Here is a 13,102-nt window from a genome sequence, read left to right as displayed (position 1 = left end):
CGCCGATGGTAGTTGGGGGTTTCCCCCTGTGAGAGTAGGACGCCGCCAAGCCATTTCAAAGGTCAGCCATTAGGCTTGGCCTTTTTTTGTGTGCAAAAAAGGGGTGTATGCCCCTAGTGACTTATGATCTTTCAGGAATTTCACCGACCAAGACTTCCAGGTTTAAGCCATTCGAAGACTAACAAAGGTATCTTGGCTTGGCTTATTTTAAGGAACTGTACAATAGAGGGGTAATCATCATTCGGCATCGTTTTCAGGAGTTCTGCCCACCATTCTGTTTCATAACGAGCTATTATACTAAGGTTGTATGAGATTAAATAATGAATCAGGAGTTCAGGTAGTGAAAAAGCCGATGAATTCTTATTGAGTGATAGCATAAAAAGTTCAGCCTCCATATTGAATCGCATAGGAGATGGCCCATTCATATCGAGTGGCCCATCTACTTTTAATGATAGCTTCCCCTTCATCTCTTTCAAGTCAGTTACTTCTTTCGTTTTACCCTTCATGAATTCGAAGAAACGGTCGGCCGTCATTTGGTAGCTATCGAGTATAGAAGAAGGTAGTTCAAAACCATCATGGATATAAACGGGCGTGATGAAATTTGTTTTGGAATGGGTCCACGCAATCGATTGCAATTCAGGAATTTCTGCCAATAAGGATTCCATCGAAAACTTCTCCCCTTCCAAATGTTTAATATGGAATAAGTTTTCGGCAACCGAAGTGAAAAGTCCATTCTTCTGTGTTTTTACTTCATCCTTTAAAAAATCATATTGCTGTTTTTTTCTTTTCCTTGTCGTGACTCCATGGGCAAGTAAAGAGGTAGACTCCGGATAGTTAGGATTAACGGTAAGGAGGCAGGCTTTTAATAAATGGGTAAACCCATAAAAGGATAAGATTGGTTGTATGCAAAGAGGTGCTTTGGCTGATTGGTTATAGTAGATTTTAGAGTGCTCAATATAGTAAATGAATGGGTAACAGTTTTCATAACTTTTTTTTTCGGCATCTTCTATTTTTCCTTGCGTATAACGTTTTTGTAAAAAAAGTTGAGAAGAAGTAGCCGAAAAAAAGGGGGTGAATTTATCGAAATTATCATTGTTTTCAGGCATAATGAGTACTCCTTTTAATTAATAGAATAATCAAACATTTCATTCTTATCTTGACAGTAGTATAACCAATTGATAACCTACAAATAATATTTTTAAGTAGGAGGGGAAAAAAATGTGGGAAAATAAATTTGCAAAAGAGGGTTTAACTTTTGATGATGTCCTATTAATACCGGCAAAATCAGAGGTTTTACCGAAAGATGTTAATCTTCAGGTCAATCTAGCAGAAAATTTAAGGCTTAACCTTCCTATCATCAGTGCAGGAATGGATACCGTAACAGAAGCTGAAATGGCAATTGCGATGGCCCGTCAAGGTGGATTAGGTATCATTCATAAAAATATGTCGATTGAGGCTCAAGCTGAACTGGTTGATAAAGTAAAACGGTCAGAAAGTGGTGTCATTACGGATCCATTTTTCTTGACGCCCGATCATCAAGTGTTTGACGCAGAGCATTTAATGGGTAAATACCGGATCTCAGGTGTTCCTGTCGTTAATAATGAAGAGGAACAAAAGCTCGTTGGTATCATTACAAACCGTGACTTGCGATTTATTTCCGATTTCTCCTTGAAAATTTCCAGTGTAATGACTGTGGAGAATCTTGTGACGGCCCCGGTTGGCACAAACTTGGAACAAGCTGAAAAGATTCTTCAAAAGTATAAAATTGAAAAACTACCTCTTGTAAATGATCAAGGCGTATTAAAGGGCCTTATTACTATTAAAGATATTGAAAAAGTCATCGAGTTTCCTAATTCCGCTAAAGATAAGCAAGGTAGACTACTTGCAGGTGCAGCGGTGGGAGTAACAAAAGACACAATGAAACGTGTAGAAATGCTAGTGAAGTCTCAAGTAGATGCTATTGTACTAGATACGGCACATGGTCACTCTGCTGGGGTCCTTAACGTAGTAAAAGATATCCGTGAGGCTTATCCTAATTTAACAATCATCGCAGGAAACGTTGCCACTGCCGAAGGAACGAAAGCTTTAATCGAGGCAGGAGCCGATGTTGTTAAAGTGGGAATCGGACCAGGTTCAATTTGTACTACTCGGGTGGTTGCTGGTGTGGGTGTCCCACAAATCACCGCTGTTTACGATTGTGCTACAGAAGCAAGAAAGCATGGTAAAACGATTATTGCAGATGGAGGAATTAAATACTCGGGCGATATCGTCAAGGCACTTGCTGCAGGTGGTCATGCCGTTATGCTAGGTAGCATGTTAGCCGGAACAACTGAGAGCCCTGGAGAAACGGAAATTTTCCAAGGACGCCGTTTCAAAGTGTATCGGGGAATGGGTTCCGTTGCTGCTATGGAAAAGGGTTCTAAAGATCGGTATTTCCAAGAAGATAATAAGAAATTCGTGCCAGAAGGAATTGAAGGCAGACTTCCTTATAAAGGGCCACTATCAGAAACCATCTATCAGTTAATTGGTGGAATCCGGTCCGGTATGGGTTATTGCGGAACTGGTTCATTAGAAGAGTTGAGAGAAAATGCTCAGTTTGTTAAGATGACGGGTGCTGGATTAAGAGAAAGTCATCCACATGATGTACAAATTACCAAAGAAGCTCCCAATTACTCTATGTAATCAAATTAACATATGATTGTCATAAAAATTTATTGTAAAAATAGACAGGGTCTTCGATTACTCTGTCTATTTTTTTTATTTTTTCTGTGATAAACTAGACAAAGTGTCAAGGGGATTACATAGAATTCTTTGTATTCTATAGAGATAAGCTTAATAGTTGGAGGTATTGGAAATTGAAAAAAATCAGCAAGATTACTCTCGTTTTCACTTTTGTCTTTGTTCTTGTTATGTCACAATTTGCCTATCAACCACAGAAGGCTCAAGCTGAAACTGATTTAGGCTTAAAGGCAGAGGCTGCCATCATCATTGATGGAGTAACAGGGCAAATCGTCTATGAAAAGAATGCCGATAAAGTTTTAGGCATTGCTTCTATGTCAAAAATGATGACAGAGTATATCATCATGGAAGCGATTAAAAATGGGAAAATCACTTGGGATCAAAAGGTTAAAATAAATAAGTATGTTCACGATCTTTCAAAGGCACCGAACTTGTCGAATATTGGCTTAACTGAAGGGGAAGATTATACAGTTAAGGAACTATACCAAGCTATGGCTGTCTATTCAGGAAATGCTGCAACAGTAGCTCTTGCGCAGCTAATTTCTGGCAGTGAAAAGAATTTCGTGAAATTGATGAATGAAAAAGCTGGTAAGTTAGGACTGAAGCATTATAAATTCGTTAACGCGAGTGGTTTAAATAACTCGGATCTTTTAGGGGAATACCCTACTGGTAAGGCTGATGAAGAGAACGTCATGACGGCTAAGGATACGGCACTTCTTGCTTATCGTCTAATTAACGACTATCCGGAAGTATTAGATTATGCCAGTATTTCTAAGCTGAAGTTCCGAGATGGAAAAGAGTATTCTAATTTCAACTGGATGTTACCTGGTCTAATTTTTGAATATGAGGGTGTAGATGGACTTAAAACAGGTTCTACAGACTACGCTGGTTACGCTCATACGGGCACAGTCATCCGAGATGGGCAGCGTTATATAACCGTAGTGATGAAATCCACTACTAAAAACGAACGTTTTGCCGATAGCACTAAGCTGATGAATTATGCATACAGTACATTTAAAAAAGAAAAAGTCCTTCCTGCTAATTACGAAGTAAAAGGTAACAAGAGCCTGGCTGTCGTGAAAGGGAAGGAAGACAGCATTAAAGTTCAATCTAAGAAAGCGATTGAAATGCTAGTCGAAAACGGCGAAAAAGATCAATATAATACTAAAGTTGTAGTTGATAAAAGCAAGTTGAATAAAGATGGTAAGTTAACGGCCCCAATCAAAAAAGGGGAGAAGCTGGGTTATATCGCTGTAACTCCTAAGCAGGGTGAAGATTATGGATTTATTAACAGTGATACAGCGAAAGTCGATTTAGTGGCTGCTGAAACTGTTGATAAAGCTAACTGGTTCGTATTATCAATGCGAGCAATCGGTGGATTCTTCGGTGATGTATGGAGCAGTGTGGCCTCTACGGTTAAAGGCTGGTTTTAATTTTCGTGTATAAAATGGTTGCGTAATGTGTAAAATTATAGTACATTATGGAAAACAATTTGATTTCGAGAAAACCATGACAGGAAAAAGTAATAAGTGCTTCTTTCTTAAGAGAGCCGGTGGCTGGTGCAAATCGGTGTGAGAGTCTTATGAATCCCTCCTGGAGTAAAGTATGGAACGCCTTTACTAGGTTAGTAATTACTTTCGGCTAAAAGCCGTTATCGTGATAAGTGGAAGGTGTTTTTTCGTACACCTTTAACTAGGGTGGCAACGCGGGTTAACTCTCGTCCCTTCTTCAGGGGACGGGAGTTTTTTGCGTTCTCGAGTAAAATCATCAGTAAATAAGGAGGAAATGTAATGTTGGACTTGAAATACGTAAGAAATAACTTTGAAGAGTTAAAGAATGTTTTGCAATTCAGGGGAGAAGATTTGACCGATTTAGGTAAATTCGAGGAACTTGATGTTAAACGCCGTTCTTTAATTGCGGATACCGAAAAGTTAAAAAGTAAACGAAATGAAGTATCTCAACAGGTAGCCATTTTAAAACGGGAGAAGAAAGATGCAGACCAACTGATTACGGAGATGCGTCAGGTTGGCGATCAAATAAAGGGGTATGACGAAGAACTACGTGAAGTAGAAGCGCAATTAGCGAAGTTGCTCCTTTCTATACCGAATATTCCACATGAAAGTGTTCCAGTAGGAGAAACGGAAGACGATAACGTGGAAATTCGCAAATGGGGTGAATTGCCGGAATTCACATTCGAACCTAAGCCCCATTGGGATGTGGCTGGTGATCTAGGAATACTGGACTTCGAAAGAGCTGCGAAAGTGACGGGTAGTCGTTTTGTCTTTTATAGAGGTCTTGGTGCCCGTTTGGAACGTGCATTGATTAGCTTTATGCTGGATTTACATGTCGAAGAACATGGATATGAGGAAATGCTGCCTCCTTATATGGTCAATCGTGCAAGCATGACAGGTACAGGACAGCTGCCTAAGTTCGAGGAAGACGCATTCAGAATTGAAAGCGAGGATTATTTCTTGATTCCTACTGCGGAAGTACCGGTTACCAACTTCCATCGTGATGAAATCTTGAGTGCCGATGATCTGCCAATCAGCTATGCGGCATATAGTGCATCTTTCCGTTCAGAAGCAGGTTCTGCAGGCCGGGATACACGCGGGTTAATTCGCCAGCATCAATTCAACAAAGTGGAATTAGTGAAATTCGTGAAGCCGGAAGATTCATACGCAGAATTAGAAAAGCTTACAGGTCATGCCGAGAAAGTTCTTCAATTACTTGGATTGCCTTATCGAGTCCTGAGTATGTGTACGGGTGATCTTGGATTTACTGCTGCTAAAAAATATGACCTTGAAGTATGGATTCCAAGCTATGGAACCTACCGGGAAATCTCATCATGCAGTAACTTTGAGGCATTCCAGGCTAGACGGGCCAATATCCGTTTCCGTCGTGAGGCGAAAGGCAAACCGGAACACGTTCATACATTGAATGGATCAGGTCTTGCCATTGGACGGACAGTAGCCGCTCTTTTGGAAAACTATCAACAGGAAGACGGCACGGTCATCATCCCTGAAGTATTACGCCCATATATGCGTGGTGCGGAAGTCATCAAGCCAAAATAATGTTTAAAATCATAGTGTGGACCAGACCCCGAAAAGGGTAATCTGGTCCACTAATAATTATTTTAAAAAAGTGTTCTAAGAGTGCTTGACTTCTTTTGTGAATCGGTGTAATATAATAAATGTTGATACGGAGGTATACCCAAGTTCGGCTGAAGGGATCGGTCTTGAAAACCGACAGGGGAGTCAAATCCCGCGGGGGTTCGAATCCCTCTACCTCCTCCATAACTTATTAATAACCACAGCGCATAAATTGGATATCGTTGTCCCGTTACAGAAATGTAACGGGATTTTTGTTTTCTGATATAACAAAAAAACCATTGACAACAACGCCAATGGTTTTTCTTTATTTATTACGTAGTAAACGGGTTTGTTCCATGTATTCAGCAATCCGTTTTATAAGAGGTTCGATGCTAGCTTCATCGTGCATAAGATCATATTCATTAATGTTTAAACGAAGGACCGGACAGGCATTGAATTGATTGATCCATTCCTCGTAACGATTGTGCATTTCCTGCCAATATTCAATCGGTGTATGCTGTTCCATCGGACGTCCACGTACTTGGATTCGATTAAGGATATCATCGATTGAACCCTCAAGATAGATGACCAAATCGGGGTGGGGGAAGTAAGGTGTCAGCACCATGGCGTTGAACAGGCTGGTATACGTTTCGTAGTCCACTTCATTCATAGTGCCTTTTTCATAGTGCATTTTCGCAAAAATCCCCGTATCTTCATAAATGGATCGGTCCTGAATGAAGCCGCCGCCATACTCGAAAATCTTTTTCTGCTCTTTAAACCGTTCAGCGAGGAAATAGATTTGCAGGTGGAAACTCCAACGATCAAAATCATCATAGAATTTATCAAGATAAGGGTTGGCATCCACCTTTTCAAAAGATGTCCTGAATTGCAGGGCATCCGCCAAGGCGTTCGTCATCGTCGATTTACCTACGCCAACCGTACCGGCTATTGTAATGACAGCATTGTTCGGGATATTATACTTTTTACGCAAGTTCATGTGGTACTACTCCTTTTTGCAGGGCATTCTCTATTTGGTTAATCATCATATTTAGATCGTTCTTGTTCCCGACGAAGTCTAAATCATCCCCATTAAATGTGAGGACGGGTATGTCTGGGTGCTGTTGTTCGAACGTTTCCATGAATATTTGATAATCTGAGGATAGCTGTTGTAGGTAACTAGGACTGATATTTTTTTCGAATTCACGCCCTCTTTTGCTAATTCGAGTTAAGAGTGTGTCTAAACTAGCATTCAAATAAATGACCATATTTGGCTTGGGCATGTCTCGAGTTAAAATATTAAATATTTCAATGTATTTATTGTACTGTTCGTCCTTTAACGTTCGTTCTGCAAAAATCAAATTCTTGAATATATGATAATCAGCCACCACGGCTTGTTCATTGGTGAGAAACTTGGTTTCAATATCTTCTAATTGCTTATAACGGTTACATAGAAAAAACATCTCTGTTTGAAAGCTCCACTCATCGATATTATCGTAAAATTTCCCGAGAAATGGATTTTCATCAACGATTTCTTTCAATAAAGAAATGTTGAAGTGATCAGAAATTACTTTTGCAAGTGATGTTTTTCCCACACCAATTGGTCCTTCGACAGTGATAAATGGGATGGTTTTCATCCATTCTGTCCTCCTTCAATGAGGTATCGGACTGAAACTTCCAGTTTGTTATGTTTTTCAGCCAAAAGATATTGTAACACAACTGGGAGGATTCTGTGGTATTTTGTTGGTTCCAAATTGTAGAGAATGACTGGTAAGCGCGAAGGGAAATACTCAAAAATCCAATGAACTTTTCTTTGTAGAAGCTCTAAGGACGTGGTTCATCATGGTCAGTGCATAATAGTTATCATCCTTTGAGGCAGAAGCGATACAATCTTCAGGAACCCATAATTCATATTCTCTCATATAAGCATCATTGGCTGTGAAAAGGACACAGATGTTACCGGCAATCCCTGTGAGGATTAAACGTTTTACATGAAGTTGATGGAGAAGCGTGTTCAGTGCCGTTCCATAAAAAGCGGAATGCTTCGGTTTGATTAAGAAGAACTCATCTTGCTCTGGTTTGATTCTTTCTATTAGATTAGCATTTCTTTCATTTTTGCAGGTCTCGATGATTTTATTGTAATCGGCCTGCCATAACTTATAGTGATCGTTAATATAAATGATTGGATAGCCATTTTCTTTCATATATCTTTTTAATTCTATTATCGGTTTCATGATAGCTTTAGTATGTTGAAGGAGCATATCACCATTATCAAAATTAAAGTCATTGATCATATCGATAATCAGTAGGGCGATTGAAGGGGAATCAGGTCGGTTCATGTAGTATCCTCCTTAAGTATGCAAAATTACTTGCGACAGGTAGCTGCTTACGGTACTATTCATTAGAATAAGTAGTTGACCTTTATTTTGTCTTATATTTGTCTATTTACTCCTACTTAGTAAAAGGGGGTTTTTTCATGAAAGATGATATATATTATATGAACGTAGCCTTGGGTGAAGCTGAGAAAGCGCGCCAACTGAATGAAGTACCAATTGGGGCCGTGATAGTTATAGAAGACCGGATCGTTGCGAGAGGTCATAATTTGCGGGAAACGGACCAAAACGCGATAGCCCATGCGGAGCTGCTTGCCATCAATGAAGCGTGTGTGGAACTTGGTAGTTGGCGACTTGAAGAGGCGACGCTTTATGTCACACTGGAGCCATGCCCGATGTGTGCTGGCGCAATTCTGCAGTCAAGGGTGAAACGGGTCGTATTTGGTGCCCATGATCCAAAAGCAGGCTGTGCGGGAACCTTTATGGACTTACTTCAAGATCAGCGGTTCAATCATCAATGTGAGGTTACGAGCGGTGTGCTCGAAGAAGAGTGTGGCGGGATTTTAACAGCTTTCTTTAAACAACTGAGGAATCGAAAGAAAGCGCTGAAGCAAAAGAAAAGGGAAGAAAGCCAGGTAACAGAAAATTAATGACGTGAAACTAAGAGTCAGTTTTTCACCTCCTAAAAAATGGAGCATTGCCATTCCTTGCCCAACACTTGCGTTTTTTTTATAACCTTAGTATAATAAGATATGCGTCGTAGTGACGCTATGAATATTGGTCTCACATTTGCCGTGCTAGACGGGGAGGTAGCGGTGCCCTGTACTCGCAATCCGCTCTAGCGAGGTTGAATTCCTTCTCGAGGTTAGCATTCTGTAGGGTCTGCCTTAAGTAAGTGGTGTTGACGCCCGGGTCCTGCGCAATGGGTCTCCATGAACCATGTCAGGTCCGGAAGGAAGCAGCATTAAGTGGAAGTTCTCATGTGCCGCAGGGTTGCCTGGGCTGAGCTAACTGCTTAAGTAACGCTTATGGTTGCTAATCGACGGAAGGTGCACGGCAGTTATTTTACATAATCAAAAAACTCATTCGTAAAGGGTGGGTTTTTTTGCACGTTAAGAAGGTAATTCGGTTCATCGAAGCACTTTTCTTTAATGGATTTTGAAATTAAGGAAACCAGTACGGTATAATAGAAATGATGGAGAAAATAAGGAGGGATTTCCGTGGGGTATCAGGCATTATACCGAGTGTGGCGGCCACAACAGTTCATTGATGTTGTTGGACAGGGGCATGTGACGAAAACGTTGCAGAATGCTCTTGTCGGGCAAAAAGTTTCCCATGCCTATTTATTCTCGGGACCGCGTGGGACAGGGAAAACGAGTGCGGCCAAAATACTTGCAAAAGCAGTTAACTGCGAACATGCGCCTACAAGTGAACCCTGTAACGAATGTGCTACTTGCCGCGGAATCACCGATGGCTCCATATCAGATGTTATTGAAATAGATGCAGCATCCAATAATGGCGTCGAAGAAATCCGTGACATTCGTGATAAGGTCAAATATGCACCGAATGCGGTTACATATAAAGTTTATATTATTGATGAGGTACACATGCTTTCGCAGGGGGCGTTTAATGCCTTATTAAAAACATTGGAAGAACCACCAAAGCACGTCATTTTCATATTGGCGACGACTGAACCTCATAAAATTCCATTAACGATCATTTCCCGCTGTCAGCGATTTGATTTTAAAAGAATACAACCACAGGACATTGTCGGACGGATGTCACAAATCATCGCCGAGAGTGGGATTTCCTGTGATGAGCAGGCTCTTCACATCATTGCCAGAGCAGCCGAGGGCGGGATGCGTGATGCGCTTAGTCTACTTGACCAGGCCATTTCATTCAGTTCCGAAACGGTATCGGTGGAAGATGCTTTAACGGTAACGGGCTCCGTGTCTCAATCGTTCTTAAGTAGATTGGCGAAAGCGATATACGATAAGGAAGTTGCCGTGGCTCTTGAAGTCCTTGATGAATTATTGGCTATGGGAAAAGACCCAGCCCGCTTCATTGAAGATATGATTTATTATTTCCGTGACATGCTTCTGTTCCAGGCTGCCCCATCTCTTGCAGAATCCTTTGAAAGGGTGTTGATTGACCCGCAATTCAAGGAGTTGGCAGAAGTGATCCCTTCTAAATCGATCTATTCGATTATTGAAAGTTTCAACCAAACGCAACAAGATATGAGGTGGACGAACCATCCCCGTATATTCCTGGAAGTTTCCCTGGTGAAGCTATGTAATGAGCAAAAGCCTAATGAAATGGATAACGGGAAGGTCCAACAATTGCTTCAAAAGATAGAAGCGTTGGAAAAACAAATGATGGATTTACAGCAAAATGGAATTGCTGCCGTTGTTTCTGAAAAACCGGCGGAACAGGCAAAACCCCAACGGTCGATGAAAAAGGCTTACAAGGCGCCGACGGGAAAGATAAACCAAGTATTGAAGCAAGCTACGAAACCTAATTTACAGGGTGTAAAGAGTAAATGGGGGGAAGTGCTTGAACAGTTAGGGCAGCAAAACCAAAAGTCACTCGCGGCTCTGTTGACGGAAGCGGAACCTGTTGCTGCGTCTACGGAAGCTTTTGTGGTAAAATTCAAATATGATATTCATTGCCAAATGGCGATGGAAAATAACCGTTTCATAGAAGTGATCGCCTCTATCATGCAGCAATTAACTGGTCATCGTATGGAGATAGCCGGAGTTCCGGAGAGTCAGTGGCAGAAGTTGCGGGAGGATTTTATTTCAACACAACAGTTTGAAGGCCCAGAAGAAACGGAATCAAAAGAAGAAGACCCTTTCATAGCCGAAGCAAGAAAGTTAGTCGGAGATGATTTGCTCGAAATTAAAGAATAATTGGAGGTAGGAAAAATGGGTATGCGTGGCGGTAATATGCAAAATATGATGAAACAAATGCAAAAAATGCAAAAGAAAATGGCAGAGGCACAAGAAGAGTTAGGTGAAAAGAAGATTGAAGGAACAGCTGGTGGCGGAATGGTAACGGTTATTGTAACCGGACATAAGGAAATCGTAGATGTCATTATCAAACCGGAAGTCGTTGACCCGGATGATATCGATATGCTGCAAGATCTAGTGTTGGCTGCTACCAATGATGCTTTGAAAAAGGCAGAAGAACTAACAAGCCAAACGATGGGACAATTCACCAAGGGAATGAACCTTCCAGGCATGTTTTAAGCAAGTTTAAAAGAAACTTCCTTTCAAGGGGGTTTCTTTTGAAATTTTAGGAGGAATTTGATGCATTATCCAGAACCGATTTCCAAGCTTATTGATAGCTTTATGAAATTGCCGGGGATAGGGCCGAAAACTGCGGCTCGATTAGCCTTTCATGTACTGAGCATGAAAGAAGATACTGTTTTGGATTTTGCGAAAGCGTTGGTGAATGCAAAGCGAAATCTCATGTACTGCACAGTATGCGGGCACATAACGGATCAGGATCCTTGCTATATTTGCGAGGATCAAAGAAGAGATAGGGACTTGATATGTGTCGTGCAGGACCCTAAGGATGTCATAGCCATGGAAAAGATGAGGGAATTCAATGGCCTGTATCATGTATTGCATGGCAGTATTTCGCCAATGGACGGTATTGGTCCGGAAGATATAAATATTCCTGATTTATTGAAGCGACTTCAAGATGAAACGGTACAGGAGGTCATATTGGCCACGAATCCTAATATCGAAGGAGAAGCGACGGCCATGTACATTTCCCGGTTGCTTAAACCATCGGGAATTAAAGTGACGCGGATTGCTCACGGGCTTCCAGTTGGAGGGGACTTGGAGTATGCAGATGAAGTGACTCTATCAAAAGCAATAGAAGGAAGAAGAGAAATATAAGATAGCTTGGAGGACTCCGCGTGTTCTTTCGTAAAAAAAAACAGCTTCGAAACGAATATAATGAGGCGTTGATAGGGGAACTTGAACAGTTGAAAAGGAATTGGCATAACCAAAAATCCTTACTTGAAAAAAGTGTAGACCCATCTGTAGAAGTAATCGCACAAACGAGGTTAGCGGAAGTGAAGTATTTCTACTTATTTAGAGAAGTGAAAAGAAGAAATGTCCGCATACAAAGATGATAGACCGTGGTTATAAGGGGTTTCCTTTATAACCATTTTTTTGGGCCGGTTCTTTATCTATATCATCCAACATATAAGTGTAATACAAGCTTGTGGGGAGGTATGAGATTGGAACCAATTGTTTTTGTGGCTGTAATTGGCGGTTTGATTCTTGTTCTTTTAATTATTGGAGCACCATTGAAACCCATTCGATTTATAGGACAAGGCATTATAAAAGTCATCATTGGGGCAGCTTTTTTATTCTTCCTTAATATGCTGGGTAATCAAGCGGGTATTCATGTCCCGATCAATTTAGTGACCTCTGCGGTTGCTGGACTGCTTGGGATACCGGGAGTTGCTGCTCTAGCGGCTATCGGATACTGGATAGTATAGAAGTGAAAGCGGAAGGTGTTGAAAAAGCTTCAAGGAAAACTCCTTGAAGCTTCTATTGATTTAACGAAAGTGGAGGCAAGCCATGTATTTTTTATAAAATAGTAAAATATCTATTGACGGAAATAAAACAACCTGATAATATATTAGGAGTCGCAACAATGACAAACAAATTAATAAACATTCAATCAACAAAACAACATAAATAAATGTTGACAAGAGCTTGGATGCGTGGTAAGATAATAAAGTCGCTTACGAGGTAAGCGATTGAATAATCGCTCTTTGAAAACTGAACAAAACAAAGCGCCAACGTAAATTTTGAGTGAGCACACACTGTAAAAAAGCAAAATGAGCAAGTCAAACATTTCTTCGGAGAGTTTGATCCTGGCTCAGGACGAACGCTGGCGGCGTGCCTAATACATGCAAGTCGA

At 40.9% G+C, this 13,102-nt stretch carries 13 protein-coding genes, 1 tRNA gene, 1 rRNA gene, 1 other RNA gene and 1 other annotated feature; of the genes, 12 read left to right on the top strand and 4 right to left on the bottom strand.

From position 1 onward, the window contains the following. Positions 1–140: 140 nt before the first annotated feature. Complete coding sequence (locus ACQKIC_RS20780; protein ID WP_402992093.1) at positions 141–1,106, bottom strand: YaaC family protein; 966 nt, start codon at positions 1,104–1,106, stop codon at positions 141–143. A gap of 112 nt (positions 1,107–1,218) precedes the next feature. Between ACQKIC_RS20780 and guaB the strand changes: the two genes are divergently transcribed. The 4 genes from guaB (at position 1,219) to ACQKIC_RS20760 (ending at position 6,032) form a co-directional block, all read left to right on the top strand. Next, a complete protein-coding gene (gene guaB / locus ACQKIC_RS20775; RefSeq protein ID WP_402992095.1) occupies positions 1,219–2,682 on the top strand; it encodes an IMP dehydrogenase in 1,464 nt (487 codons plus the stop codon). Between the two features lie 173 nt (positions 2,683–2,855). Beyond that, on the top strand, positions 2,856–4,172 hold the full coding sequence (locus tag ACQKIC_RS20770; RefSeq protein ID WP_403125398.1) for a D-alanyl-D-alanine carboxypeptidase family protein: 1,317 nt from the start codon (positions 2,856–2,858) through the stop codon (positions 4,170–4,172). Positions 4,173–4,239: 67 nt separating this feature from the next. Continuing rightward, positions 4,240–4,467, top strand: a binding site (T-box leader). Positions 4,468–4,529: 62 nt separating this feature from the next. After that, positions 4,530–5,810 (top strand): serine--tRNA ligase, encoded by a 1,281-nt coding sequence (gene serS / locus ACQKIC_RS20765; protein ID WP_402992099.1) that lies wholly within the window; start codon positions 4,530–4,532, stop codon positions 5,808–5,810. Positions 5,811–5,939: 129 nt separating this feature from the next. Next, positions 5,940–6,032: transfer RNA gene (locus ACQKIC_RS20760), tRNA-Ser, on the top strand. 121 nt (positions 6,033–6,153) lie between these two features. Here the strand turns inward: ACQKIC_RS20760 and ACQKIC_RS20755 are convergent. From ACQKIC_RS20755 to ACQKIC_RS20745, 3 genes are all read right to left on the bottom strand, one after another. Then, positions 6,154–6,825 (bottom strand): deoxynucleoside kinase, encoded by a 672-nt coding sequence (locus tag ACQKIC_RS20755; RefSeq protein ID WP_402876127.1) that lies wholly within the window; start codon positions 6,823–6,825, stop codon positions 6,154–6,156. Continuing rightward, complete coding sequence (locus ACQKIC_RS20750; RefSeq protein WP_402876129.1) at positions 6,812–7,462, bottom strand: deoxynucleoside kinase; 651 nt, start codon at positions 7,460–7,462, stop codon at positions 6,812–6,814. Before ACQKIC_RS20750 ends, ACQKIC_RS20755 begins: the two co-directional genes overlap by 14 nt. A 153-nt stretch (positions 7,463–7,615) precedes the next feature. Continuing rightward, on the bottom strand, positions 7,616–8,164 hold the full coding sequence (locus ACQKIC_RS20745) for an isochorismatase family cysteine hydrolase (RefSeq protein WP_427592229.1): 549 nt from the start codon (positions 8,162–8,164) through the stop codon (positions 7,616–7,618). A 137-nt stretch (positions 8,165–8,301) separates the two neighbouring features. Here ACQKIC_RS20745 and tadA point away from each other — a divergent pair, with 137 nt between their 5' ends. From tadA to ACQKIC_RS20705, 8 genes are all read left to right on the top strand, one after another. Beyond that, positions 8,302–8,808 (top strand): tRNA adenosine(34) deaminase TadA, encoded by a 507-nt coding sequence (gene tadA / locus ACQKIC_RS20740; RefSeq protein ID WP_402992101.1) that lies wholly within the window; start codon positions 8,302–8,304, stop codon positions 8,806–8,808. Between the two features lie 142 nt (positions 8,809–8,950). Further along, an RNA gene (gene ffs, locus ACQKIC_RS20735) (signal recognition particle sRNA large type) lies at positions 8,951–9,215 on the top strand. A gap of 163 nt (positions 9,216–9,378) precedes the next feature. Then, on the top strand, positions 9,379–11,067 hold the full coding sequence (gene dnaX, locus ACQKIC_RS20730; protein ID WP_407406871.1) for a DNA polymerase III subunit gamma/tau: 1,689 nt from the start codon (positions 9,379–9,381) through the stop codon (positions 11,065–11,067). Between the two features lie 21 nt (positions 11,068–11,088). Further along, on the top strand, positions 11,089–11,406 hold the full coding sequence (locus tag ACQKIC_RS20725; protein ID WP_402876141.1) for a YbaB/EbfC family nucleoid-associated protein: 318 nt from the start codon (positions 11,089–11,091) through the stop codon (positions 11,404–11,406). Between the two features lie 60 nt (positions 11,407–11,466). Next, positions 11,467–12,063, top strand: a complete 597-nt coding sequence (gene recR / locus ACQKIC_RS20720; protein ID WP_402876135.1) for a recombination mediator RecR — start codon at positions 11,467–11,469, stop codon at positions 12,061–12,063. A 20-nt stretch (positions 12,064–12,083) separates the two neighbouring features. After that, positions 12,084–12,302, top strand: coding sequence for a YaaL family protein (locus ACQKIC_RS20715; protein WP_402959830.1), 219 nt, complete (start codon positions 12,084–12,086; stop codon positions 12,300–12,302). A gap of 102 nt (positions 12,303–12,404) precedes the next feature. Beyond that, positions 12,405–12,674 (top strand): pro-sigmaK processing inhibitor BofA family protein, encoded by a 270-nt coding sequence (locus tag ACQKIC_RS20710; protein WP_402876139.1) that lies wholly within the window; start codon positions 12,405–12,407, stop codon positions 12,672–12,674. A gap of 363 nt (positions 12,675–13,037) precedes the next feature. Beyond that, positions 13,038–13,102 (top strand): 16S ribosomal RNA (locus ACQKIC_RS20705); the annotation flags it as partial.

The sequence above is a fragment of the Peribacillus sp. NPDC046944 genome (genome assembly GCF_050272735.1).
In the GTDB taxonomy this organism is placed as follows: Bacteria; Bacillota; Bacilli; order Bacillales; family DSM-1321; genus Peribacillus.
The sequence above is the reverse complement of the archived record's forward strand: the minus strand, read 5'-3'. Positions and strand labels throughout refer to the sequence as shown.

Excerpts from the sequence above, each read along its gene's own strand:
- ACQKIC_RS20780 (WP_402992093.1), bottom strand. The coding sequence starts at position 1,106 with ATGCCTGAAAACAATGATAATTTCGATAAATTCACCCCCTTTTTTTCG.
- guaB (WP_402992095.1), top strand. The coding sequence starts at position 1,219 with ATGTGGGAAAATAAATTTGCAAAAGAGGGTTTAACTTTTGATGATGTC.
- serS (WP_402992099.1), top strand. The coding sequence starts at position 4,530 with ATGTTGGACTTGAAATACGTAAGAAATAACTTTGAAGAGTTAAAGAAT.
- ACQKIC_RS20755 (WP_402876127.1), bottom strand. The coding sequence starts at position 6,825 with ATGAACTTGCGTAAAAAGTATAATATCCCGAACAATGCTGTCATTACA.
- ACQKIC_RS20750 (WP_402876129.1), bottom strand. The coding sequence starts at position 7,462 with ATGAAAACCATCCCATTTATCACTGTCGAAGGACCAATTGGTGTGGGA.
- ACQKIC_RS20745 (WP_427592229.1), bottom strand. The coding sequence starts at position 8,164 with ATGAACCGACCTGATTCCCCTTCAATCGCCCTACTGATTATCGATATG.
- tadA (WP_402992101.1), top strand. The coding sequence starts at position 8,302 with ATGAAAGATGATATATATTATATGAACGTAGCCTTGGGTGAAGCTGAG.
- ACQKIC_RS20725 (WP_402876141.1), top strand. The coding sequence starts at position 11,089 with ATGCGTGGCGGTAATATGCAAAATATGATGAAACAAATGCAAAAAATG.
- recR (WP_402876135.1), top strand. The coding sequence starts at position 11,467 with ATGCATTATCCAGAACCGATTTCCAAGCTTATTGATAGCTTTATGAAA.
- ACQKIC_RS20710 (WP_402876139.1), top strand. The coding sequence starts at position 12,405 with ATGAGATTGGAACCAATTGTTTTTGTGGCTGTAATTGGCGGTTTGATT.